Below are 26,043 nucleotides of genomic sequence, written 5' to 3'. Positions count from 1 at the left end.
TATATCCCCCAGTGTATTTATCAAATCCATAGATGGGGGTCTACCATCTGTAGAATTTATAGAATCAGTTATCAATATAAATAATGAAAGTTTACATAATAAATACTATGAATATTCCTTAGTTTGAAGATGTGTTTTCTAAATAAAGTCACTCTCTCTTTTCTATACTAATATCCCTATAATGTTCAAACAAAAAAAGAAAGCTATACAAAAAAAGCCGCTAAAAATAGCGACTCTAATGTGAGATGTGACCCATGAATGATTAATCAACATTTTAGCCTTACTTATCCTCCGTAAACAAAAACCACTATTTCGTGCCTTCTGCATCACCAGCAACGATGTTTCTCCATCCTCCGAGATGAGACATATCCACCGCATCCTGAGCAGCCGAAGCTTCACATATGAATCCGGATACCACCCTGCCGTCCTGAAGCTTAATTTTCCCTATCCCTAATGGAGCAGGAATGGCTGCAGTGAATGAACCAAAGGAGGATAGTGGCATGCTCCACAGTTCCAGATCTATGGATGTCCCCTCTTCAAGGGAAGTTACTAACCCCGGTTTTGCAGGACTTGTGTTCAGTTTGTACAGACGATATTCTGGAGCGGTTCGGGTTTCCTCCACAAAAAAGGCTCCTAACCCAGTCATCTGGGGTTCCAGTGACATACCTCTCATATGCAGTCCGCAGACAGCAACCAAGAGACGTTTGTGATGGGGCTCAAGTATTCTTGCCGCTTCAACCATGGAAGCTTCCTGCTCAGGCAATGTGAACAAGGTTATTCCAAAAGGCATATCCTCTGCTACCTTGCCTGCCGGAACAGCAATGGCGCTCAAATCGAGCAAATTGCAATGATTCGTGTACAATCCCATGTGGCTGTTGGTTTGAATCGGATCCTGCTGCACTTGTTCTCTTGTCCATGTTCCTCCGCAGGTTGGCAATACAAGAACGGCGTTATGCAGCCATTCTGCCGTGCTTCGCCGAATTTCAGCTAGTCGGTGCTGTGCCCGGAATAGTGCAGCAGCCGTAAATGTTTCCTTACTGCCTGTTCGGAGCACTTTCTCCGTTACAGGAAATAACGCTCCAGGATGCTGCTGGGCGAACATCTCCAGATCCGCCCATCGTTCAGCAACAAGCGGTCCTTCATACAGAAGCGTTGCGGCCTCTTGCAGCATGGATATATCGACCTCTTCGACATGTACTCCTGACTGCAGCAAGGCTTGTTTGGCGGTTTGCCAAGCCGTCTCGTACGCTTCCGCAAAGGGACCAAAGAAAGTTAGCTCTCCTTTGGGTAACAACCATTTGGCAGGTGCACGGGTTGGTCCCAAAGGACGTGTTTTGGAGAAAGCATCTTCGGCGTGCGGGCCTCGTACGATCCGGTCAACAGAAACAGCATCTTCAAGGTCATGGGTAAACACGGTAATGCAGTCAATACTGCGGCATGCAGGCACCAAACCAGCGGAAGGCCATGCGCCTACTGCAGGTTTGTAACCAACCAGACCATGCAGTGCAGCCGGAATTCTGCCTGACCCGGCGGTATCTGTCCCAAGTGAAAACGCTGCTTGCCCAAGCGCCACCGCTACGGCCGAGCCTGAACTGGATCCTCCGCTGATCAGTTCGGGCCGCAATGCGTTACACGTCTCCCCATAAGGACTTCTCGTTCCGACCAGTCCTGTGGCGAATTGGTCCAGATTGGTTTTACCGACAGGTATGGCACCTGCAGCAATAAGTCGTTCTACAACAACGGCATGTTGTTCTGAAACTGATGAGAACTCAGGACAACCAGCCGTTACCGGCCACCCTTGAACCTCAATGTTGTCTTTGATGGCAAAAGGAATGCCCCACAGCGGGTATTCGGTAATGGACAAGTGCTGAAGTTTCTCCAGGTACGGCGTAATTCGTTCCCTAGACGGCGGCGTGATCCAGACATGGTAATCCTCCGTATCCTTTGCCCGCTCGATGATGCTCTCCACCACTTCCGCTGGTGTGAAGCTTCCTCGTAGATATCCTGTACGCAGATTACTGATCGACATCATTTCCGGGATGGCATTTACCGTCATCGTGCAACCTCCTCCTTAATCGTTGGAATGATGGCAGCAATCCAGTCTCCCGATTTGATCTGATCACCGGGCGAGACGTAAATGGAAGCAATAATTCCATCCGTTGGAGCGAGCTGCGGAAACTCCATTTTCATACTTTCTTCTATTATAATAGTGTCTCCCTTTCGCACTTCCTGGCCAGGCTCAACCAGCACCTTCCATACACTACCCGACATTGAACTGCTCATACCCAGACTCCCTTCCGGCATCTCCACTTCTTCCAGTGCTGCCGCTGCTTCAGGTTCGGAAACATACTCCGCAATACCGAGTTCCTTCCAGTAATTTCGTTCAGCCTGGAATGCACTCTGCTGCTGCTGACGAAAAGTTCCGGACTCGTTCTCAATCGTTTTCAACCAGTTCAGATAGGACCCCAGATGGAATGTGGTTTCCTCTACTTGAAGTTCAAATCCTCCTCGCGGGAATTCTTCACGCATTTTCAGCAGCTCAGCTTCCGTAACAGGATAAAATTGAAGCTGATCAAAGAACTGCAGCAGCCAAGGTTTTCCTGCCTCGAAATTGCTTGTTTCCCTGAACGAGTTCCACATTTGCACTGTACGACCGACAAATTGATATCCACCCGGACCTTCCATGCCATACACGCAGAGGTAAGCGCCGCCTATGCCTACGGCATTTTCCGGAGTCCATGTCCGTGCAGGATTATATTTGGTGGTTACGAGCCGGTGGCGCGGATCCAGTGGTACGGCAACTGGTGCTCCCAGGTAAACGTCACCAAGTCCCATGACGAGATACGAGGCGTTGAATACAATTTCCGCTACCTCTTCCAGCGAACCGAGTCCATTCATACGCCGGATAAACTCCAGGTTGCTGGGACACCAAGGTGCATCAGGTCTAACGTTTTGCTGATATCGCTCAATAGCGAGCTGCGTCGCTGGGTCATCCCAAGACAATGGTAATTTGACAATTCGCGAAGGCACTTCAATCGTTTCCAGCTCAGGAAGCTGCAGGTCCAGCTCCATGATTCGTGCTGCCGCTTCTTTTGCCGTCATACGGGTTGCATCCAGGTGGATCTGCAGAGAGCGAATGCCTGGTGTCAGTTCGATATAAGGAATGTTTCCATTCTCCTTGATTGCTTCCATAAGTACGTATGCCTGGAATCGGTATAACAAGTTCAACTCGCGTTCTCCGTATTCGACCAGAATATTTTCATCACCAGAGCAGCGTACCGTAATGGAGAAACGTCTGTCTTCCACCGCTTGTGCCAAAATCGGCATATACTCACCAGTTGAAGTTTCGACCAAAACCGGTAACTCATGCGGAACGTCCAGTTCACGCAGGTACAACTCTTGTTCTACTCTTAACTGCTCGGCTTCCTCAAGGGTAATGAGTCTGAAACGGACTTTATCACCAGGGCTGAGTTGACCCAGCTTCCATAATTCAGCGGTGGCCGTTGTCACCGGACAGACAAAACCGCCAAGACTTGGACCATCCGGACCGAGCAGGATCGGCATATCGCCTGTCAGATCCAGTGCACCGACGGCATAGGCGTTGTCATGAATGTTGGAAGGGTGAAGTCCTGCATCTCCACCGTCGCTTCTTGCCCACAGCGGGGCCGGACCAATCAATCGTACACCTGTTCGGGAACTGTTGAAATGCACTTCCCATGTCGTCTCCGTCAGCTGATTCAGATAAGCCGGAAGAACATATTCGTCCGTACAATGAGGTCCCGGTATCACGCCAATCGTCCATTCATTGTTGTATTGTGGTCTGCGTTCTGTACTGAGCGGAGCAAGCAGAGCCGGAGCATTCCCTCCTCTTTCATGCACGCGGAGCACTGCACCCGTTCGCAGCGCACTCCCTCGGTGCCCACCGAATCCCCCCAATGTAAAGGTTGCTGAGCTGCCAAGTGTGATCGGCATGTCGAGCCCCCCGGATACGAGCAGGTACGTTCGCATTCCCTGTTTGGCTTCACCCAGAGTCAGCACCGCACCAGGAGATGCATTTGTCGGTGTGTAGGGTTCCACATGTACGCCATCCAGTTCAGCTTTCATATCTGCTCCTGTCAGGCAGAAGGTCATTTCATCCCGGAAGCGATAAGTTCCCCCACGCAGTGTCATTTCCAGTCCGGCCGCTTGTGCGTCATTACCAAGCAGTCTGTTGCCAATGCGGAAGGCAAGCTGATCCATCGGGCCGGACGGCGGTACGCCGATATCCCAGTAGCCGATTCTGCCGGGATTATCCTGTACACTCGTCTGAACACCTCCGTCCAGAACTTCAATCGCGCGCTCCGTCGGTTTAAAGCCCGAAAGCATTCGGGTATATACTTCTCCTTTAGCGAATGCATCGTTATCCAAAAACGCTTCAATATAAGCCTGATTGGTGGTGACACCATATACCCTAAGCTGACGAAGAGCATTCTTCATTTTGTCTATAGCTTCAACACGCGTGCTCGCGTGCACAATTAATTTGGCCAGCATCGGATCATACAACGTAGTTACGTTCAATCCAGGCTGAATCCAGCTTTCAACTCGCACGTCATCAGGCCAGTGAATGGCATCAATGCGTCCATCGCTCGGCCGAAAATCATTCATGCAATCCTCAGCATACAGACGTACCTGGAGACTGTGTCCTGTTGGTACGGGAACCGTAATGTTCAATGAATCGCTCTCGTGAGCTGCCTCCTTGACCATCCATTCCACCAAATCAATGCCAAGTACCTCTTCTGTCACTCCATGCTCCACTTGAAGTCTGGTGTTCACCTCGAGAAAATAAAACTGCTGCTCATCAGGGTCGTACAGAAACTCAACGGTTCCCGCGTTACGGTAACCTGCCGAAATCGCCAGTCTGCGGGCACAGTCATGCATCTCTTGCCGGATTACATCCGGCAGGCATGGCGCAGGGGTTTCTTCAATGATTTTCTGATTGCGCCGCTGCACCGAACAATCACGCTCTCCCAAAGCGACTGCTTCACCATTACCTGTGCCAAAAATCTGAACCTCAACATGACGTGCACGTGCAATATACTTTTCAATGAACACGCCCCCGTCATTAAAATTGGCGGATGCCAAACGTGTTACGGATTCAAATGCCTCCCTAAGCACATCCTCGTGTTCACAGACCCGCATGCCGATTCCACCACCACCGGCAGTGGATTTCAACATTACAGGATAACCGATGATTCCAGCTTGTTGAACCGCATCATCCAGCGATTGTATCAGGCTTGTGCCTGGCAGTAAGGGCACTCCAGCTTCTGCAGCCATTGCTCGTGCCGTATGTTTCAAGCCGAAGAGCTCAATATGTTCAGGAGAGGGACCGATAAACGTAATACCTCGCTCAGCACACGCTCTGGCAAAAGCTGCGTTCTCACTCAGAAATCCGTACCCGGGATGAATCGCATCTGCCCCTGCCTCTGCTGCTGTCTGGAGTACCAATTCGGCGTTCACGTAACTCTCTCTAGCAGGGCCTTCTCCAATCAGTACTGCCTCGTCCGCAAGCTCAACATGAAGGCTGTCTCGGTCTGCCTTCGTGTAGATAGCTACACTGGAGATACCCATCTGACGCAAAGTCCGAATAATGCGTACCGCAATGGCACCCCGATTCGCAATCAGTACCTTATTAAACATTGGCGCTCACTCCTTCTGCATCCCATATAAGGACTTTGGCTGGTGTTGGGTTGTAGGCATTGCATGGATTGTTCAACTGTGGGCAGTTACTGATCAGCACGGTTACCGGTGCCAAAGCAAGGAGTTCAACATAGCGACCTGGTGCAGATAAACCATCAGCGAAGGTTAACTCTCCTTCCGGTGTCACTGGCACGTTCATAAAAAAGTTGACGTTCGGGGCGAGGTCCCGCTTGGTATATTCATCCCGCTGAGAGAGCATTAACATAAAGGTGTCACGACAGTTGTGCATGGGCAGCTTTTCATGCGCATAGCGGACGGTATTGCTCTGAGCGGAACAGGCGCCACCGATGGTGTCATGCCTTCCGCAGGTATCGGCTGTAATCCGCAACAACTCTCGGCCTGATTCAGCGAGCAGCGTTGAACCTGTTGTCAAATACAGATTTCCCTGGCGGGTAATCGTTCTCACTGCACTATAATGATCTGACGGATCCTCCGTGGAATAGAACAGCGTATCAACAGCTTGATTGCCTTCCATATCAACTATGCGAAGAACCTGGCCTGGGAGCAAATCATGTATCCAGCCATCACCCGCAGTGATGACTTGCTCATACAAGGCTTTTTCGGTCAATAATGGACTCTGGACAGGTTGAAATGTACTCATATTAGTTGGCTCCCTTCAGCAAAGCATATGCGTTCCACGTATTTTCAAAGGCTCTCCGGTTCTCTGCACAGTGCAGCACACAAGGGTCCATCTCAGAGACAGGTTCGGCATCTGCCACGGAAACAACAATCGATGCGTCCGGGTATTGTCCCGAAGGATCAAGTGGATGAGGTGTGTTCGATAACACGAGCAGCATATCCATTTCTGTACGAATAGTCACCGAGCGTGCTGACGTTTCCTGCAGCGTGTATTTGATCGTTCCGTCCAGCTCACAAACGACTTTGGAGAAAAAGTTGATCGGTACCCCGATATCGCGTGGCAACAGATTGTTCCGGAACAGTTCAACCTTAAAGTTCTCTTCCCCGCTTCTCAGCCAGTCATTGCGCTGCTCCTGATATGTGGTCTTCCCATACTTTTCATCCGTACCCTCTCGGGTTGTATATCCCGATAAAGGATCATGCCACCCTACCGAATCCTCCGTAATGGAAGCAAGCGCCTTTCCTTGATCCGTCATCAATATATTGCCTCTTGTCAGAAAAGCGGTATGTTGGGCTTTGAGCGTATCCGGCATGTTGTACCGTTCCGCTGGATCTTGTGCATGGAAGAACAATGCCGACACATTGGCTCGATCCCCTGTTGCCTTTAATGTAATGGATTTTCCTCTTCCTACATGAGCAGACCATTTGCTTCCAGGCTGCATCGTCATTGTAAATAGAGCTGTCATTGTTCATTCCTCCTGTAGAAAAGTATAGAAAAAAGCCCGGGAGAAACATCAAAGATTGCTCTTTGATCGATTCTCCCGGGCTTTTATCCCGCCGTGTACATCAGGTTTAATCTCCCAATGCGTTTTCTCTCGGACCAGTCAGCCAGTGGATGGCTCGGAACCCTAGAAAACATTTTATTTAATTGATGTTATGAATACTAACACGTAAAATTACATTTCACAATACTTTTTTTAAAAATATACGATAAAAAAAACAATTTCACTTGCACTTTTTTCTCATTCTTCTCAAAATAACGAAATACCTACTATAGAAAATGCACTAATGTTCGTATAGCTCCAAAAAAATAACTTGATTTTTGATAAAACCCCTGTAAAAATGTGAAGTGTCATGACATAGCATAACGATGTATCATTCTCGATTCTGAAGGAGGTTTTATAATGTCACAAAATATAACACTTAAAAGAAATCTCTCCTTGAGCCATGTGGTGACCATGGGGCTGGCCTGGATGTCTCCCATGATTTTTTTCACAAGTTTCGGCGTGCTGCATGAGGGTTCACAAGGCATGCTCCTGGCTGCCTATGTCCTTGCTTTTGTAGCCATTTTATTTACAGCTGGCAGCTACGGACAGATGGCCAAGGCTTTTCCAGTCTCAGGTTCCGCATATACCTATGTAAGCCAGGCTATGAATCCATTTATTGGTTTTCTGGTGGGCTGGGTGATTCTGCTTGATTATCTGTTTTCCTGCATTGTAGCTGTACTCATGTTTGGCATAAATCTACATGCTCAGTTTCCCTCCATCCCTTCTCCTGTCTGGATTGTGCTTCTAACCCTAATTGTGATGACCATCAACATTATCGGCATTAAAACATCAGCGAACGTCAACAAAATCTTTGTTCTGATGCAGATCATTTTTATAGCAGGCTTCTGTGCATTTCTTGTATACAAAGCAGTGACACAAGGCGTGTCTGCAGGATTCAATCCTCTTCATTCCGTAGAAGGAGTTCCTTTCTCCGCGGTAATGGCGGGTGCATCTCTTGTCTGTTTCTCTTTCCTTGGTTTTGACTCCATTACAACGATGGCGGAAGAAACGCGAAAACCCGAAAAAACGATACCTCGGGCCATCCTGATTATCGTTAGCGTCGCGGGAATCATGTATTTTGCAACGGCATATTTAATTCAACAAATGTATCCTTCGTTCACTTTTACACATATGGACGCTGCAGGATTCGAATTAATGCAAGTTATAGGCGGCGGAACGCTTGCATCCATCTTCACCTTTGTCGTTATTTTCTCCGTACTCGCACAGGGCATGTCCTCCATGACAACCGTTTCAAGGCTGCTGTTTGTCATGGGTAGATCCTCCTTGCTTCCTCGGAAATTTAGTTCTGTTCACCCCAAATTCCGTACACCTGTGTTCAACATTGTGCTGGTCAGCGTCATTTCCCTGGCTGCCTTATTCATTAGTCTGGAGACCGCCATCATGTTTGTCAGTTTCGGTGCGCTAACGGCCTTCCTGTTCGTTAATCTTTCCGTCATCTGTCATTACATCATTCGCGAGAAAAAACGCAGTGTGCAGGACTGGATTGTGAGAATGATCTTTCCCTTGTTAGGCGCATTGTTCATTCTATACCTCATCACTCAACTTGAAGCTTCTTCTTTGCTCCTTGGTACGGGCTGGATCGCTCTTGGCCTCGTTCTGTATGTGAATCAACGAATGAGATCTTCTTCAGTATCCAAGGCATTGCCAGAGATTGAAGAGGCCATGTGAGTGAAATCAATCATTCATTTATCAGTAAGCTTTCTCCCCCTGCGAGTACCATAGAAAAAGAACCTGAATGCAGTATTCAGGTTCTTTTTTACGGTACTCATATTTTGATTTCACAATGCAGGAACTATGAAGTTTTCTATGCTATACAAGAGTTTTACTCATAATAAAATCGGTTTGCTCTTCATCCCCCATATAAAAGGAATGGGCCCCTGTCTGGATAAATCCCATCTTGTTATAAAAGGCAATTGCCTTCCTGTTTTTCTCCCATACCCCTAGCCATACTTTGCTTTTGTTCTTCTCCATCGCTAGTTCGATTGCTTTATTCAATAAATGCTTACCCAGACCATGGTTTTGGAACGGGCTTCTAATATAGATCCTCTCAATCTCAAGGAACTCTTCCCCCATTTTCTCGGATTGTGCATCATTGACATTGACCTTCAAATAGCCAGCTAGTTTTTCGTTGAAATATATAAAATAAACATCTGAAGATGGATTAGCTAACTCCGTTTCCAGCTGTTCCGAGTGAAATGCTTTTGCCAAATATGCCTCCATATTCTCAGGCGTATTCTGATCTTTGAATGTATCATGAAACGTTTCTATACTGATTTTTTGGAGTGTCTGCAGATCTTCACGACTGCACTTCGTAATTTTCATTGTCATGTTAAGATATCGCCCCTTTATGGATTAAACGCTTTTCGTAGTCCTCTTCCCGCTTTGAATCCTCACTCTTTTTGTTGCAAATGCAATAAAAAGTAGTTATATTTAATCTACTTCAAACATGTTGTATTTGCAACAAAAAAACATAAAAAAAGAGGTAGATGCAGTTGAAATATGTATTTTTTTGCGTTGGAATCTTGATATTGACTCTTGGTATCTCACTCACAATCCATTCCGACCTCGGAACCTCCCCTTTTGACGCTCTTTTGGTAGGTTTGTCCGTTCAGTTGGGGCTCTCTGTAGGCAGCTGGGAGATTATCGTAGCGTTACTTCTGCTATCTTGTAATTCGCTCATACTGAAAAGCAGACCGGAAATTTTAGGATTGTTAACCGCATTTGTTACGGGAATTGGCATCGATATTTGGCTTTTTCTATTGCACAGCTGGAGTACACCTGAGTTATGGCTTCATAAATTGCTGTACATGGTCATCGGTCTGATCCTCATCGGAATAGGAACGGCTACATACTTATTGACCCATTTTGCACCGATCCCACTGGACCGATTAACATTAATTGTACAGGAACTAACCCGAACGAATCTCTTTGTAGCTAGAACGATCATTTATCTTATTTTCCTTGGATTAGCGTTGATCTTAAAAGGACCCATCGGGATGGGAACGATTCTAACCGTTTGTTTAGGCGGATTCATATTGAATATCTTCATGCCTTTGACCAAAAGAATTTTGGAACGTTTCATCCATCAGGCCAGCTCATGGTCAGATTCATGAAATCCTCCCGTGCGAACAGTAAACATAACAAACGGTCGCTATTTCCATTATAATCATACTTATTCCACTAGCTAAATCGCATATATTCTTAGAACCATAAGGAGATATTCATGGACATACCCAAAGGTACATATGGCTTTCGATTCGCTGAAGATCCGGAACTGCAGCTATGTATATTATACGCGGCAGGCTCCGATACCATCAGCAATCCTTCCTATCATTGGGACGGGTTTGCACGAAACGATGGGCCTCTCCTCCTTTTCCAGTATACGCTTTCTGGCCAAGGAGTATACGAATCAGGAGAACAGCTGCACCGTGTCTCTGCCGGACAGGCCTTTCTTGCTGAAATCCCTGGACCCCATCGTTATTACTATCACCCTGAATCCAGTGAGCCGTGGGAATTTCTGTTTTTGCTTTTCCGCCCGAATCTAATTCTGCCTCACTGGCGTAAATTTTTACGCGAAGCCGGGGAAGTCCCTTACCTCCCAGCAGACTGTGCACCAGTAAAGTTGTTGCGAATGATTGTGAACGACGCAGCAGCCGGCCGAATCTCCGATCCCTTGATCGCATCTTCTTCGGTATATCAATTCATGACCGAGCTGGCCAGATTGCAGGTTACGACTCTGCGGAACAAGTATACTTGGCCGGATAACGTCAAGCGTGCAGCTGAATATATAGAGCAGCATTATTCACAAATGATTAGTATCGATCAGTTAGCCGAACATGTCTCTTTGTCCAAATACCATCTGATACGGCGCTTCTCGGCCAGCACAGGACTTACTCCCGTTGCTTATTTAACTCGAATTCGCATTGACAAAGCCATGGAACTGCTTCGGGGAACCGAGCAGAGCATTGACTTGATTGCCGAGCGTATTGGGTATTCCAGCGGAAGTTATTTTATTAAAGCATTTCGTACCATGATCGGACTTACCCCAGGAGAATTTCGCAGCGGGGGCGAGAGCCTTGCTTATCGCAAACTGTTCTTTGATTAACAGCAATATAGTACAATTCAACTTCCAAGATTACTATAGATATTGCGTATCTCCTTGATTAAGATGAACATAACCACAGCAATAATTAATCAGTCAAAGGAGATTACACATGAATCACAAGCATGCAGCACCCACACCACCGCTTGGTTGGAACAGCTGGGATTGTTATGGTGCGGCCGTAACGGAAGAAGAAATTCGAGGGAATGCAGAATACATGGCTGAACATCTCAAAGCCTTCGGCTGGAACTACATTACCGTCGACATCCAATGGTATGAACCTTATGCGAATTCATCTCAATACCGGCCTTTTGTTCCTTTGGTGATGGACGAATATTCCCGGCTTATGCCTGCCGAGAACCGCTTTCCCTCTGCAGAAGGTGGCCAAGGATTCAAACCATTAGCCGATTATGTACATAGCCTTGGATTAAAATTCGGCATTCACATTATGCGTGGGATTCCAAGGCAGGCTGCACATGCAGCTACCCCTATTCTCAATACAAGCGTTACAGCACGTGATATTGCACATACCAATTCCATCTGTCCTTGGAATACGGATATGTATGGCATTGACGCATCGAAGGAAGGTGCACAGGCCTATTACGACTCTCTTTTTGAACTCTACGCAGAGTGGGGCGTGGACTTGGTCAAGGTAGACGACATCGCTGCCTCCAGACTGTATGATACCCATCAGCCTGAGATCGAGCTAATCTCCAAAGCCATTGAACGCTGCGGCCGGCCCATGGTACTGAGTCTCTCTCCTGGTCCCGCTCCTGCCGAATACTCCGCGTTCTTCGCTGATCATGCCAATATGTGGCGGGTCACGGATGACTTCTGGGATCAATGGCCGCTGCTGCTGGATATGTTTGACCGCTGCCGAACCTGGCAAGGTATCCCGGAGGCGGGCTGCTGGCCGGACTGCGACATGCTCCCGCTCGGCCATATCGGAATCCGTTCCGTTGACGGAGGTGGCGCGGATCGCTGGACTCGCTTCACACGGGATGAGCAGCTGACAATGATGTCACTCTGGAGCATCTTCCGCTCTCCGCTCATTTTCGGCGGTGAGCTTCGTGACTGTGACGAATGGACCCTATCCCTGTTAACCAACAAAGAAGTGCTGCGCTTGAATCAGGATAGCCATGGAGCCCAGGAAAGGCTGCGCCAAGACAATCTCATTGTCTGGACAGCAGAAGCCGCTGATCAATCCCGTTACGCTGCATTATTCAATGTAGGTGATTCTGAGCTCCCGGTAAGTATGTCTGTTGATGACATCGGTCTTACGGGCTATACCTCGGGCACCGAGCTGTGGAATGAAACGCCAGCAGAACTTGCAGGAGACGTTCTACAGACGAAGATTCCTTCGCACGGCGTACGACTCTATCGATTCTATTGAACCTAGGTTACCTGGTTTAGAGCAACACCGATACCGAAATGAGCCAGGAGCCCGAAATATTATGGCGACTGGCTCATTTCTTATTTTCATCAGTTTTTATTATCATATCCTTATTTGTTCAATTGTTATAAGAAGTATACTGATCTTTATCCCTTGGTTGCTCCGGCAGAGATCCCCTTCACAAAGTATCTTTGCAGAGCAACAAAAACGATCAGCACAGGTACCACCGACAGGGCAGTTCCGGCAAATATCATATCCCATCTGGAGGAAAACTCACCGATATAACGGTAAATTTCGACAACCATGGTTTTGGGCTCACCTGAAGGAAGAACGAGCATTGGCATGAGAAAATCGTTCCAGATACCCAAGCCGTTTAGAATAATCATACTGGCTGTGACCGGTCCGAGCAGTGGGAATACAATTTTCCAGAAAATGCCGTAACGACTGCATCCGTCAATTTCCGCCGCTTCTTCAATTTCCTTCGGTATCCCTTTAACAAAGCTGGTGTACAGCAGGCAACCAAATCCAATAGCTCCTGCGATATAAACCAATATTGGACCAGCGAGACTGCCATAGAGGCCCAGCATTTTCAATTCTTTAAATAATGGAATCATGTATGCCTGAAATGGAATCATCATCCCTGCCAGGAAGTAGAGAAATACAAAATTCGTCCATCTGGCATTTCTCCGTTCAATGGCATAACCCGCCATAGGGATGATCAATATCTGCATCACAATGGAGACTACGGTCAGGATCAGACTATTCAGGATCGCCCTCGGGAACTCTGTCTCGGTCAACAGGTACTTGAAATTCTCAAGATACAACGAAGTTGGTAATGAGAGCGCATTTCGCATGATTTCACCATTGCTTTTGAAGGCAGACATTAAATTAAAGAAGATGGGAAAAAAGAAAAGGATAGCGAATATCAAAATAATGACGAAGAGCATGACATCGGTTGTTTTTTTGCGTGTCTGCATACTCATGTTAATACTGCACCTCCCGCTTGCGGAGGATTTTCACTTGAATCACAGTGATAATAAGAATAATCACAAAGAGCACCATGGCTAGAGCTGTCCCGAAACCCTGTCTTAATTCCCCGAAACCGACTTTGTAGATGATATAAGTCAATGTTTCTGTTGCGAAGCCTGGTCCTCCATCGGTCATTACCGCAATTTGATCGAATATTTTCAGTGCACTAATCATCGAAAGAACCATACATACGGTAACGGACCCGGCAAGCAGTGGAAATGTAATGAATCGAAATTGTTGCCAGCCATTGGCACCGTCTATATTGGCTGCTTCGGACAGTTCTGCGGGAATACTTTGAAGTCCGGCCAAGTAAATGATCATATAGTAACCTGCCCCCTTCCATACGGTAGACAGGATCACGGACAGCATAGCGTATTTGGGATCACCCAACCAATCCACTGTCCAGCTTCCGAGGCCAATTTGGTTCAGAATTTGATTTACCACACCAAAGTTGTAATTCAGGATCATCGCCCACACGAAGCCCATTACGATTCCGCTCAGTAAGGTAGGAAAGTAAAATATGCTCCGAAATAAATTTTTGAACCAACGGACTTTGTCCACCATGAGGGCCATGGCGATCGCAGCGATATTTTCCAGTACAACCAGACTCACCGTCATGATTAGCGTATTTTTGAGGGCATTATGAACCCTCGGACTGCTCCATATCTCAACAAAATTAGCAAAGCCGATAAAACGGATATCTTCACTTATGCCATCCCAGGACGTAAAGCTTAGATATGCGCTCCCCAGAGTAGGCACAATAACAAATAGCGTGTACAAAATTAACGACGGAAGTATAAAAACAACAGCAAAAGGATGATGCTTTTTCTTCCGTTTTCGAGTTGCTGCTGCTGCCAAAGTTGCTTTCTCCGTTGATGCAGGTATTCCCATTTCATATACTCCTTCCTTATCCAAGGAGGAACCACCGAGCAGCGGTCCCCCGCGAATTAGTTTTACATCGAATTCGCCTTGACCTGGTTATCGTATTCCGCATCAACCTGTTCCATATACGTTTTCACATCACCATCATTGAGGACCATTTCCTGCAGCTTTTTATAGAACCAGTTCCGGAATTGTGGCGGTATTAAGTTCTCTCCCCACCAATTGTTAATCGCCAAGGACTTCGTTACGTTCGGATCTGACATCAGATCCAGGGCCGTCTGCATCGCTTCTCCGGTTTCATATGTCACTTCTGCTTGCGTAGATGGGATTCCGTTAACACTTGCAAGATACTGGGAGTACTGCTCTGGCTCAAAGAAGAAACGAATGAACTTCTTGATGGCTTCCGTCTTCTTCGGATCCTTAGCCGCCTCAGCAGAAAGTGTCCATCCGGCAGGTGATGGAAGTCCGATCACATTCACATGACCCTCCCGGTCCGGAACTGCATAGAAACCGTATTCAAAGCTTGGGTCTGCTTCTTCGATCTGTGAGAACATCCAAGTACCCGAGTATAGTTGTGCCGCCTTTCCCGTGATCAGAAAAGAAGCTGTTTGGTTATCAGGAGTACTTAGCCAACCTTTGTCTACATAATTTTGGAACAACGCTTTGTAATCCGTCATCGCCTGCACGACGTTTTCATCTGCGAAGCTGACAGCCTGCTCTGTCTTTTTGGAATTCCAATCTGGATCTTTCGCATATACTTCATCAATAAGAAACTTGTTCACCCAGAACCCCATATGAAAAATATCTTTGCCTCCAACAACGATCGGAGTTATACCGGAGGCCTTCAGTTTTTCCTGGATAGCAATGAATTCGTCATACGTTTTGGGAAGCTCAGTAATCCCCGCATCGGCGTATGCCTTTTTGCTGTATATAATCCCTTGAGGCACATTATTGGCTATAGGAGCATTCCAAATTTTCCCGTCTACTTCAGGTGGTGAATCAAACAGCTCAATCAGGTCAGAAGGAAGTTCCACGATTTTACCTGCATCCGCAAAAACCTCTGTATCCCTCATCTCAACAAGGTCAGGGAACTCGCCGACCGCATCCTTTGTTTTCAACCAGTCCAAGTAGGAATTGCTTGTGTTCTCGCTCATATCCTTAATTTCAATACTTGGATTAGCCTCCGTGAATCTTTTGATGGAATCAGCAATCGCCTTTTTGGCAGCAGGATCACCTGAAGCATAACCAATGGTGAAACTTACTTTGTCACTGCTGCTTGTTGACCCGTTTTCATCGGAATTCGGACTACTGCTTGTGCTGCAAGCACCTAAGGTCATAGTCACTGCAAGCAGCAAAGCCGACAACTTGAATTTTGATTTGTTCAGCATATCGTGCAAAACTCCCTTCCATATCAACAAAGTTAAAATCAGTTTCCCTTACAGGTAAGCGTTTTCGTATTTAGAATAGCATTGCCTGGTTTTTGTTTGTATGAACTTTTTAAAGCCTCATGTGGTGTAAATTTAAGAATAAAAAAAGAGCGGACAAGATCATTCGCTCTTAAGGTGGCGCTATTCAGGAACAGGAAAGCTGAGCAGCACGGAAGTCCCGATATTTTCCTGACTACTCACAGAGAGGCCATAATTTTCTCCATACATCGATCGGATTCTTTCATGTACATTTTTCAGCCCCACTGATCTGTTATGCGGATTGGCCGTGTACAGACCTTCATTAATGCTTTTGAGCTTCTCTTCGCTTATGCCTATACCGTTATCATAAATAACAATGACCAGATTCTGCTCTTGCTTGTCTATCGTTACCCCAACCGTCCCTTTTTTCCTTTCACGAAGTCCATGCTGAATGGCATTTTCGACAATAGGCTGCAAACATAATTTCAAGATCGGCCATTCCATTTGCACGTCAGGAGCAATGTCACATTGCAGTACATATCTATTTTCATAACGAATGGAGATGATGTAGAAATAATCATGCAGATGTTCGACTTCTCTCCATAGACTTACACGATCTTCTCCGTAATCAATGACATATTTCAGTTGATTGGACAAGGAATGAATCATGTCAGCGACTTCTTCCGCATCTTTATCTACTGCATTCATGCGAATCACTTCAAGCGTGTTATACAGGTAGTGCGGTCTGATTTGACTTTTTAGTGCGTTTAGTTCGGTTTGCTTTTGTTTGATCTGAGCGACATAAGCTTCATCAATGTGTACTTGCAACCGCTCAACCATTCGATTGAATCCATGGGTCAGTCTGCCTATTTCATCATTGCTGGTAACAGGGAGTCTGGCATTCAGCTTCCCGGACTCCACTACGGCCATTTGCTGGATCAGCTTGCGAATGGGTGCTGCGAGCCGTCGTGAAAACCATGCCCCCATAACAATTAATACAATGGTGCAAATGAGGATGGCGAGATATACGGTAGCCCTGGCGGAGAAAAGCTGTTCAAACAACCCGGCTCGGTGAATAATTGCAACCAATTGACCATGAATAAAAGGGATGTCTTCCCGGAGTACCAGCATTTCGGTATCCTTACTTTTGGAGATGAATTCATCCAGTGTCCTATCCTTTTGGTTGCTGAAATACATCTCATTCTGATTATTGAGCAGAACTAATTCATCCTGAGTACCAAGAGAAAGCTCATTCAGAAATTGCTGGAACATGGTGGTATCGACGTCCAGGAAGAGCGTACCAACCACTTTAGGTTCCCGTGTTAGACGTCCGGAGGTATCGATCAGATTACGTGCAAGAGTAAATACTTCGCGTTTGGAACCAGTAAAGTAATCATCCTTATGCGTCGGGAAAAGCGCAGCCTTGGAAGGCTGGCTTCTTATCGTTTCTATCCATTCATGAACCGGAAGTGCATCCTCTGTTATGCCTCTATTCTCTCTTTCTTGAGAGTAGATTTTGCCGTCTGACGACCTCATAAAATAAGCAGCTGATATATAATTGTCGCTAAACACTAATGTCTTCAGAAACGAGTCGATGGGAATTGAATTGATCTGCTCCAGCTCATTGACATTGAACGTCTGATTTTGATTGATGTTTTCGGCCAAACCCTCGTAGCGTACGTTATACATAAGCTTGGAAATATCATTATATTGCTGAAATGCTGAGTTCAGATTGTAACTCATATACATAATCATTTGCTGCTGATTACTCGTAGTGTACCGTTCCACGTAGCTTGAGAAGATTTGCACGGAGAAATAACTTAGCGCAAAGAGCGGGATTAGCCCCACCAAAATAAAGGAAGCTGAGAATTTGACAAATATGCTTTTGGTCAAAAAGCGCATGAAGGAAACACCTTCTTTATCGGTTATGTTTCAAACTGACGGAAGGACTGCCTGTAGTCTTGCGGTACCTTTCCATATCTTTTCTTGAACATATCACTAAAATGCCTTACGTTGTTGTAGCCCACACGGTCGGCAATCTCATAAACCATGAGTTCCGTCTCCATAAGCAGCTTTAACGCGTGACTCATACGCACTTCTGTGACGTAGTTTTTGAAATTTTGACCGGTGTGCTTTTTGAAGAAACTGCTGAAATAGTAGGAATTCATATAGACCAGGGCTGCCATGGATTCCAGTGTGATGTTGCTATCATAGTTTTCTTCAATATACGATTTGACTTTCGTAAGCAGCGCTCTTTCTTTTCCTGACACCTTACTCGCAAGTTTCTGCTGCATTTCCGTTAACATTGCTTCGACTTCTTGAGCAACATCTGCATAAGAGAGACAGTCATTCCATCTTTCAAGCAAGCCTCCTTGGTACCCCTCTAACTCTCCACCGAACTTCTCCAATTCCTGAATCAATGTCAAAACCGCATTATATACTCCTGTAAGCGCGAGGTTTTTGTTGTTTCCCGCTTGTATCCTGATTTGTTCAAGGAGCTCCTTAATCAGCGGTTCGATCTTCTCTCGTTCCATAGCGGTTAATGCTTTGACTAGATGGGATTGAAGAACGGTAATGGGCCTGTTCTCTTTATTCGCTTCCGTGTCTGCTTCTCCAAAACGAATAACTTGATTTGTTCCCATAAAAAACTTGCTATGAAGCGCTTTCAATGCTTCGCGGTAAGTTTCTTCTGCTTTCTCCAAGCCAGCCTTGTTCGTTCCAACTCCGCACGAGACACTTAGCTTCAAATATTGCTGAATCTTATGGCGAAGGTCTTGTGCCAATTGAAGAGGATAGTCTTTCTCCTCATGCTGAACCAGGATCGTAAACAATCCTTCCTTTTGAACTAGCAAACCCTTTCCCATCACTGGTTCCTGATCCAATGTCTCTCGAATAATGTTGGACACTGCAAAGTTCACCAAATGACGTTCACGATCTTCCCACCGGGAGGTGTCGGCATAATCATCCATTTCCAATACACAAACGGTAGTAAATCGGCTAACTACGATGACACCCAATTGTGTCAAGTCAGGTATGGTATTCGTATCACCGTCCAGTAATCCGTCAAGAAGCTTCTCAATGGTATTGGCTCGATTTTTTTCCTCATAGTAATTTAACATCTTTTTGTTTCGTTCACCATCCGATGTTTCGCGGATCATAGATACGGCTTTCCCAACTACCCTCTCCAGCTGAACTTTATTTATTGGCTTTACCAGATAATCCAGTGCTCCTAACTGAATCGCTTGACGGGCATATCCAAACTCTTGAAAAGCACTAATAAATATAACCTTGCCGCTGTATCCCTGTTCATTCAACTCCGTAATCACATCTATCCCACTTCCACCTGGCATACTGATGTCGCTAATAATAAGTTGAGGATTATGTCTGGCTATCAGATCTCGTAGTTCGATCCCATCATTAGCTTCAGCCACAATCCGGATTCCAAGCTGTTCCCAGGACATCAGTTTTTTTAGCCCACGCAATATGATGGGTTCATCATCTGCGAGTAATAATTTTATGTATTCCATACATTCACCTTCCTTAACTTCGCCTCTATACCCCAAATGATCATAAGCATGCAGGAGGGAATATGATCTATTGCATCTCATTGTACGTTTTATTTAGAAATTGTGCTGCACAATTTTCATTCATCGATTATACAACGATATGTTTCAGTCATATGAAACAACCCACGACTTAACCGGTTGTGGGTTGTTTCTCTTCATTATCGTTATCATTCTACCAAATATATAAATCCGTACCTTTTAGTTTGAATATGGCTTCAATAAAAAAATAATCTCCATAGATAATAGACTGATGGTGGCTTTTGGCGTGATAAGCTGCTGAACCGTTTTGGAGAATACAATCGCAGCCGGGAGTCCAATCGGTCCGTAACTGTTCTAGCGTTTGGAGCAGCTTCAACGCTGCATTCAAATATAACTGTTTCTCGTGAGTTCCGACAATCTTGGCAATCTCAATCAAGCCACAGGCAGCGATGGCCGCTGCTGTTGAGTCCTCCAGTACAGGCTCTGCAGGCTGCCTAAAATCAATAGGAATGATTCCGTGTTCAGGAATGTTCGCGATAAAATAGTGGGCTACTCGTTTAGCCGTATTCAGATACTCCTCTTTTTGTGTCCAGTTATAGCTCATCATAAAACCATACAGTGCCCAGCTCTGTCCCCGCGTCCAAGAAGAACCTTCCGCGTATCCCTGTCCTCCACAGGTTCTAATGACCCCACCCACCGCCGGATCCAATTCAACAATATGGTTAACCGAACCGTCTGGTCTTACAAAGGTATTCATCGTGGTATCGGCATGTTTCATCGCAATGTGCTTAAAACGCGGATCTCCTGTTTCATTCGAGGCCCAATATAAAAGTGGTATGTTAAGCATACAGTCAATAATCGCCCATCCCCTTGTGTCTTCACCCTTAATATCATTCCAGGCTCGGATGAATTCCCCTGCAGGATTGTACCGGCCAGCAAGCAGATTGGCGGCATGCAGGGACCTTTTGCGCGAATCTGGATTCCCAGTAAGTTTATAATTGGCTACACTCGTCGGCAGCCACATAAATCCTACGTCATGGTGCAGCCCATCAAACTCCAGGAAGCAGCTATCCAATTTTACTTCAGAGATTTCAGCAATTTGTTTGTATTTTGGTTCTCTCGTTGCATTAAACAGCTGCCACATCATGCCTCCCCAGAATCCATTCGTCCACCAACATATTCCGTCGTCAGCTGAACGGGTTGGATTATGGACCGATCTGTCATCATGTTCACCATCAATGGTCGTATATGGAATTTTGTTTTTGGATTTAACACTGACCCAATCCATTTTTGCCGTGATTTTGTCTACAACGTGATTTACCCATACCGTTTTGTCGTCTAATGTAAGCATACATCAGTCCTTCTTTCTTCTTGAGAAGTTGTCTTTGCCAATCTGGACCACATATCGAATTTAGAATACCACTCGTCTTGAGATGTCTGTATGCAGTTTTTTTAAGCTTCCTATGCTATAAATTTAAGAACTACGTGAAGGCAGAGCAAAGTCACCTTTATCCGAAACCACTAATCATATCGATGCATATTTTTAGCCCAAGTAGATTAAAATCGTGCTTCAAAATGAAAAAGAGCAGCTGCCCGCTGCAGCTCCTCTTTATCGTTCTCTATTATGTAACACTTCTAAGATGAGTACCTTCTTGTTGATAATAATTGCAGTCCCATGGCAATCTATTATCAGGATTCATTTTTTTGATCCAAGACCTCAACAATTCGTTCAAGCTTCATATAGATCGCACGCAAGTAAGCAACAATAAAGAGCAAACCCAAAATTAAGATGATAGCGAGCATATATTCCCTCCTCCATTCTATTCATAATTATTAGTTACAAGCTCATGGATAAACCATTTCCCACTCTGATTATACATAAAAAGGTAATCCTGTGCAGTTAGCTACTGTTGGCTCGCCTGCAGTGATTTATAAAAATAAAAAACCGATAAACCCCATCTCTCTGGGTCTACCGGTAATGCAAATTTTCGAGATAATCAGATCACTTATAATGTTTTCAAATACCACGTATCACATGCATAATGTTCAGATCCATTCAAGGGGTTGTCCAATGCAATAAATCCATTTTTCGCATAAAACTTGTTGGCTGCAGTCATATTGCTCAGGGTTTCCAGGTAACATTGTTCATAATGATCTTTCGCATAATCAAGGACAACGTGCAGTAATTCTCTTGAAATACCTGTACCTCTCGTTTCTTTGAATGCATACATTTTTTGCAACTCACAAATCTGAGGATAACCGTCAATCGGACCAATACCACAGCCCGCTACGACCGTAGAATCTTGCTCAACTACCCAATATTTAGACCCCGCATTTTGGTACAGATGATAGAAATCTCCCAAATGTGGATCTGTCCAGGCTGTCCCTGGTTTGTTCGCGTCAAATTCGATCAAACACGTTCTGATCAGATGTTCCACCTGTTGATTATCTCTTTCTTCGATCTCTCTGATCAACATAAAAGTAAACCTCCGTAAGTATGTTCCTGTTCCATTTACGCCAAGTAGTCATCAGACGTTCTGAATCGTATGGCTGGACAGCCAATAATGTTTCAATTCATAGACAAGTATTGCCCTGTAATCGACTGTTCTGCATGGATGATCTGTGAAGGAATACCTTCATATACAACTTGTCCACCCTTGCTTCCTCCATCCGGTCCCATATCGATAATCCAATCGGCCTGGCTGATCACATCGAGATTATGCTCAATCACAATAACCGTGTTGCCTGCATCCACGAGACGGTTCATGATCTCCAGAAGATGACCGATATCCGACATATGAAGACCTGTCGTCGGCTCGTCCATTACGTAAATACTGCCTTTTTTGTGCAGTTCACTTGCGAGTTTGATTCTTTGGCATTCCCCGCCTGAGAGTGTGCTTAACGGCTGTCCAAGTGTAATATAGTTCAATCCGACGTCGCTCATCGCCTGAAGCTTGCGTACCACTTCTTTTAATTGAAAAAACTCGAGCGCTTGCTCAACGGTCATCTCCAGCACTTCAGCAATCGACTTGCCGCCAAGTTTGTATTCCAGCACCTCGTCTTTGAACCTTCTGCCTTCGCATACGTCACATGGCAGCTTCACGCTGTCCAGAAAGGAAAGGTCTGTATATAAGACACCAAGTCCTTGGCAGTTGTCACACGCTCCCTTGGAATTGAAGCTGAACAAGCCCTGATTCACCTTATTTTCCTTGGCAAACGCTTTACGCACGTCATCCATAATGCCCGTGTACGTTGCCGGGTTCGACCGTGTGCTTACACCTACTGCAGACTGGTCGATTACTATTGCATCTGCATGCTGACTGAGAAACACCTCGTTGATTAGCGTACTTTTCCCCGATCCGGCAACACCTGTAACGACAGTAAGCACTCCGGTCGGAATATCTACACTCACATTCTGCAAGTTATGCAACGTTGCATCTTTAACAAGCAGTTTGCCGGATGGCTGTCTGCAGTCGTATTTTAATTGCAAAGGCCGCTTCATATGTGTGCCAGTCAGAGTGCCAGATTCAAGCAATCCACTGAAACTTCCTTCATATACAATAGTACCACCGCGTTTGCCAGCGTAAGGTCCGACGTCCACGATATGATCCGCAACCTTGATGACATCCGGATCATGCTCAACAACAATCACGGTGTTACCTTTGTTGCGCAGCTTTTGAAGCAATTCATTCAATCGGTGTACGTCACGAGGGTGCAAGCCAACACTGGGCTCATCGAAGATATAGGTGACATCGACAAGGCTGCCGCTTAGGTGCTTCACCATTTTGACACGCTGCGACTCGCCGCCGGATAACGTATCTGTCTCACGATCCAATGTCAGGTAGTCCAGTCCAATATCCACTAGATGCTGCAGCCGTTCCAACAAAGACTTGACGACCGGTACTGCAACTGCATCATTCATTTCCCGAATGACGCGAATAAGCTGCCCCACTTCCATGGCAGACATCTCCGCAATATTCAGTCCATTAATTCTGCAACTGAGTGCTGCCTGACTAAGTCGCGCACCATTACAGCTGGAGCAAGGACCTTCAGAGATAAACGGCATTACCGCTTTTTGAGTACGTTCCGATTTCGTCTTAACATCCTGCTTGATGTACTTGTTCGTGAATTTCTCAATAACACCTTCTACGGTAATATTCGTTGCTTTACCAGCGAAATCCATCTTTACTTTTCTTGCCTTTCCATATAAAAGAAGGTCCAATTCCGCTTCGGAGTATTCGCTTAACTTCTTATCGGGATCAAAGTCTCCTGATTGGAGCACCATGTTCCAATCCCAGCCATCGACGGCATAATCCGGGAGCATGAGCGCCCCTTCGTTTAGAGATTTCTCCATGTCCACAGCCTTGCTCATATCCACGCCAAGTCTGCGTCCAATTCCGTTGCACTCAGAACACATGCCTTGTGGATCATTAAACGAGAACATGTTTACTGGCCCGACATAAGGCTGTCCAACGCGAGAGAATAAAAGACGAAGAATAGGTGAAATATCGGTGATTGTTCCCATTGTGGAGTGAGATCCGCCGCCGAGCCGCTTCTGGTCCACAATCACCGCCATGCTCAGATTTTCAATGGCATCGGTATCTGGCTGCGGTACACGAGGCAGAAACGTACGCACGAACATACTGAAGTTCTCGTTTAACAATCGTGTGGACTCTGCGGCAATTGTATCAAAGACAATCGATGACTTGCCGGATCCGGATACTCCAGTGAAGATCGTAATTTTACGCTTTGGGATGCGCAAGGATACGTTCTTAAGGTTGTTCTCCCTTGCACCAGTGAGTACAATGTACTCCTGATTAGATTCGCTCATGCGTTAGAACCCTCCGATTTATTTATTCATAGGATAAAGCCATAACTTGGACATTCAAGTTCAATTTTCATTGAGAGGGATCCATCTTGATTTTCAATGTGTGTAGACGGTTGTGGGATTAGATACCATGTCATGACGTTTAGATTGTAAGACACCATTTAGAGCTGTGTCAACGAACCTCTATTCTTTTCCCGAAAAAGCGTAAGTAACAAGTGGAGGCATATTTTATCCTCTATTGGTTCACCTTATCTGAGAAGGAGAGGTGTACCTACTTTGACGGATTTAAGTTGTGCTGCACAAGATGCTTCCTCTTCATCGGAAGGTAAGGAGAAGGGAAACTTAAAATGGTGGCAGCTATCCCTGCTTGGCATCGGCTGTACGATTGGTACCGGATACTTTCTGGGTTCGGGAATAGGGATCAAACAGACCGGACCTTCAATGGTACTATCCTTTTTGATAGCCGCTCTGGGTACCTATATTGTGTTTCACTTCCTGGCTAAAATGACAACTGCAGATCCTCAGGAAGGTTCATTCTGTTATTATGCAGGCAAAGCCTTTGGGCGTTGGGCCCGCTTTGGCAGTGGATGGAACTACTGGAGCACCAAAATTTTAATCATGGGAAGCCAGTTAACGGCCTTGTCCATTCTCTCCCGATTTTGGTTTCCTAATGTTCCCCTCTGGGTTTTTGCGGCGGGTTATGCTGTACTCTCTATTTTTGTTGTCCTACTTGGGACACAATGGTTTGACAAGATTGAGAATGTTCTTGCTGTGGTCAAAACCGCAGCTATTGTCATGTTTATTCTGCTGGCTGCAGCAGCACTCTTCGGCTGGATCCATGGGGGAAGCAATGAACGGCCTGGCATGCCAAGTTCAGCTGCTGAACTGTTCCCAGGTAAGTTTTCAGCCTTCTGGTCTTCACTTCTCTACGCGTTTTACGCATATGGCGGTGTAGAGACTATTGGACTCATGTCCGTCCAGTTACAGGATAAAAAGGACGCCCCTAAAGCCGGAAAGGTGATGTTAACCGGACTCTCCATCCTTTATATGTTATCGATTGGCATGGCAGTGTTCATGGTGCACTATACGAAGATGAATGAAAAGGAAAGCCCGTTTGTTACGGCTCTATCGTCGTATCATTTGGAATTCTTTCCTCATGTATTCAATGGCGCCATCATCTTGGCCGGTTTTTCGGCCATGAGCGCTTCGTTGTTTGCTGTCGTCAACCTTCTGGTGACCATGTCCAAGGATGGAGACGCGCCTAAGCTATTCAAGGCGAAATTAAAATTCAAACAACTTCCTCTACCTTCCCTTGTGCTTGCAGCGGTTGGACTATGCGCCTCCATTGTGACAGCCCTGCTGCTCCCAGGAAAGATATATGAGTATATCACTACTGCAGCCGGTATATTGCAGATGTATAACTGGTCCTTTATCATTATCGCTGCCTTCAAAATACTTCAGATCCGCGCCAGGGATGTGATACTTGGCATTTCCGGTCTGGTTCTGTTATTGGGCGCAGTAAGTGGGACGCTAATGAAACCGGACATCCGGGTAGGCTTTTATGTAAGTCTGATCATGATTTTTGTTATAGCTCTGGTCACCTGGATCATGACAAGATGGTGGAAAAAACATAAGATCTCGACGTAGCAAAAAAGAGGGTATCCCGCGAGGATATCCTCTTCCTGTTACAAACGC

The 26,043-nt window shown here is 45.8% G+C and carries 17 protein-coding genes, 1 pseudogene and 1 riboswitch; of the genes and pseudogenes, 5 read left to right on the top strand and 13 right to left on the bottom strand.

Going from position 1 to position 26,043, the window contains the following annotated elements:
- Positions 1-307 precede the first annotated feature (307 nt).
- The 4 genes from MHB82_RS14495 to MHB82_RS14480 are packed head-to-tail and all read right to left on the bottom strand — an operon-like array spanning position 308 to position 7,061.
- Positions 308-2,056: an allophanate hydrolase gene (locus tag MHB82_RS14495; RefSeq protein WP_341175047.1), complete on the bottom strand. Its 1,749-nt coding sequence runs from the start codon at positions 2,054-2,056 to the stop codon at positions 308-310.
- Entirely contained in the window at positions 2,053-5,676 is a 3,624-nt protein-coding gene (gene uca / locus MHB82_RS14490; protein ID WP_341175046.1) for an urea carboxylase, read from the bottom strand. The genes MHB82_RS14495 and uca overlap by 4 nt, the downstream gene beginning before the upstream one ends.
- Positions 5,669-6,337, bottom strand: coding sequence for an urea amidolyase associated protein UAAP2 (locus MHB82_RS14485; protein WP_341175045.1), 669 nt, complete (start codon positions 6,335-6,337; stop codon positions 5,669-5,671). The genes uca and MHB82_RS14485 overlap by 8 nt, the downstream gene beginning before the upstream one ends.
- Position 6,338: 1 nt before the next feature.
- Positions 6,339-7,061, bottom strand: a complete 723-nt coding sequence (locus tag MHB82_RS14480; protein WP_341175044.1) for an urea amidolyase associated protein UAAP1 — start codon at positions 7,059-7,061, stop codon at positions 6,339-6,341.
- A gap of 70 nt (positions 7,062-7,131) precedes the next feature.
- Positions 7,132-7,238: riboswitch (guanidine-I (ykkC/yxkD leader) on the bottom strand.
- A 261-nt stretch (positions 7,239-7,499) separates the two neighbouring features.
- Between MHB82_RS14480 and MHB82_RS14475 the strand changes: the two genes are divergently transcribed.
- Positions 7,500-8,831 carry an APC family permease gene (locus MHB82_RS14475; RefSeq protein WP_341175043.1) on the top strand — a complete coding sequence of 444 codons (1,332 nt, stop codon included), beginning with the start codon at positions 7,500-7,502 and terminating at the stop codon, positions 8,829-8,831.
- Positions 8,832-8,972: 141 nt separating this feature from the next.
- Here MHB82_RS14475 and MHB82_RS14470 read toward each other — a convergent pair whose 3' ends face one another.
- A complete protein-coding gene (locus MHB82_RS14470) occupies positions 8,973-9,491 on the bottom strand; it encodes a GNAT family N-acetyltransferase (RefSeq protein WP_341175042.1) in 519 nt (172 codons plus the stop codon).
- Between the two features lie 164 nt (positions 9,492-9,655).
- Here MHB82_RS14470 and MHB82_RS14465 point away from each other — a divergent pair.
- From MHB82_RS14465 to MHB82_RS14455, 3 genes and pseudogenes are all read left to right on the top strand, one after another.
- Positions 9,656-10,329 (top strand): annotated as a pseudogene (locus MHB82_RS14465) (YczE/YyaS/YitT family protein).
- 57 nt (positions 10,330-10,386) lie between these two features.
- Positions 10,387-11,268, top strand: a complete 882-nt coding sequence (locus MHB82_RS14460) for an AraC family transcriptional regulator (protein ID WP_341175041.1) — start codon at positions 10,387-10,389, stop codon at positions 11,266-11,268.
- A gap of 109 nt (positions 11,269-11,377) precedes the next feature.
- Positions 11,378-12,658, top strand: a complete 1,281-nt coding sequence (locus tag MHB82_RS14455; RefSeq protein ID WP_341175040.1) for a glycoside hydrolase family 27 protein — start codon at positions 11,378-11,380, stop codon at positions 12,656-12,658.
- A gap of 146 nt (positions 12,659-12,804) precedes the next feature.
- Here MHB82_RS14455 and MHB82_RS14450 read toward each other — a convergent pair whose 3' ends face one another.
- The 8 genes from MHB82_RS14450 to MHB82_RS14415 all read right to left on the bottom strand — a co-directional run bounded on the left by MHB82_RS14450 (position 12,805) and on the right by MHB82_RS14415 (position 24,351).
- Positions 12,805-13,641, bottom strand: a complete 837-nt coding sequence (locus MHB82_RS14450; protein WP_341175039.1) for a carbohydrate ABC transporter permease — start codon at positions 13,639-13,641, stop codon at positions 12,805-12,807.
- A 1-nt stretch (position 13,642) separates the two neighbouring features.
- Positions 13,643-14,578, bottom strand: a complete 936-nt coding sequence (locus MHB82_RS14445) for a carbohydrate ABC transporter permease (protein WP_341175038.1) — start codon at positions 14,576-14,578, stop codon at positions 13,643-13,645.
- Positions 14,579-14,640: 62 nt separating this feature from the next.
- Positions 14,641-15,957 (bottom strand): ABC transporter substrate-binding protein, encoded by a 1,317-nt coding sequence (locus tag MHB82_RS14440; RefSeq protein WP_341175037.1) that lies wholly within the window; start codon positions 15,955-15,957, stop codon positions 14,641-14,643.
- 180 nt (positions 15,958-16,137) lie between these two features.
- Positions 16,138-17,877 (bottom strand): cache domain-containing sensor histidine kinase, encoded by a 1,740-nt coding sequence (locus MHB82_RS14435; protein WP_341175036.1) that lies wholly within the window; start codon positions 17,875-17,877, stop codon positions 16,138-16,140.
- 23 nt (positions 17,878-17,900) lie between these two features.
- The gene (locus tag MHB82_RS14430) at positions 17,901-19,502 is read right to left on the bottom strand and encodes a response regulator transcription factor (RefSeq protein WP_341175035.1); all 1,602 of its coding nucleotides are present in this window, start codon (positions 19,500-19,502) and stop codon (positions 17,901-17,903) included.
- Between the two features lie 211 nt (positions 19,503-19,713).
- Positions 19,714-20,871 (bottom strand): glycosyl hydrolase family 88, encoded by a 1,158-nt coding sequence (locus MHB82_RS14425; RefSeq protein WP_341175034.1) that lies wholly within the window; start codon positions 20,869-20,871, stop codon positions 19,714-19,716.
- 655 nt (positions 20,872-21,526) lie between these two features.
- On the bottom strand, positions 21,527-21,997 hold the full coding sequence (locus MHB82_RS14420; protein WP_341175033.1) for a GNAT family N-acetyltransferase: 471 nt from the start codon (positions 21,995-21,997) through the stop codon (positions 21,527-21,529).
- 92 nt (positions 21,998-22,089) lie between these two features.
- Entirely contained in the window at positions 22,090-24,351 is a 2,262-nt protein-coding gene (locus tag MHB82_RS14415; RefSeq protein ID WP_341175032.1) for an excinuclease ABC subunit UvrA, read from the bottom strand.
- Between the two features lie 273 nt (positions 24,352-24,624).
- On the opposite strand from MHB82_RS14415, the gene MHB82_RS14410 reads away from it, so the two are divergent.
- Positions 24,625-25,995: an amino acid permease gene (locus MHB82_RS14410; RefSeq protein ID WP_341175031.1), complete on the top strand. Its 1,371-nt coding sequence runs from the start codon at positions 24,625-24,627 to the stop codon at positions 25,993-25,995.
- Positions 25,996-26,043 lie beyond the last annotated feature (48 nt).

This window comes from Paenibacillus sp. FSL K6-2862, assembly GCF_038005125.1.
In the GTDB taxonomy this organism is placed as follows: Bacteria; Bacillota; Bacilli; order Paenibacillales; family Paenibacillaceae; genus Paenibacillus; species Paenibacillus illinoisensis_A.
Note: the sequence above shows the minus strand (reverse complement) of the source record. Positions and strands in the feature narration are given on the sequence as shown.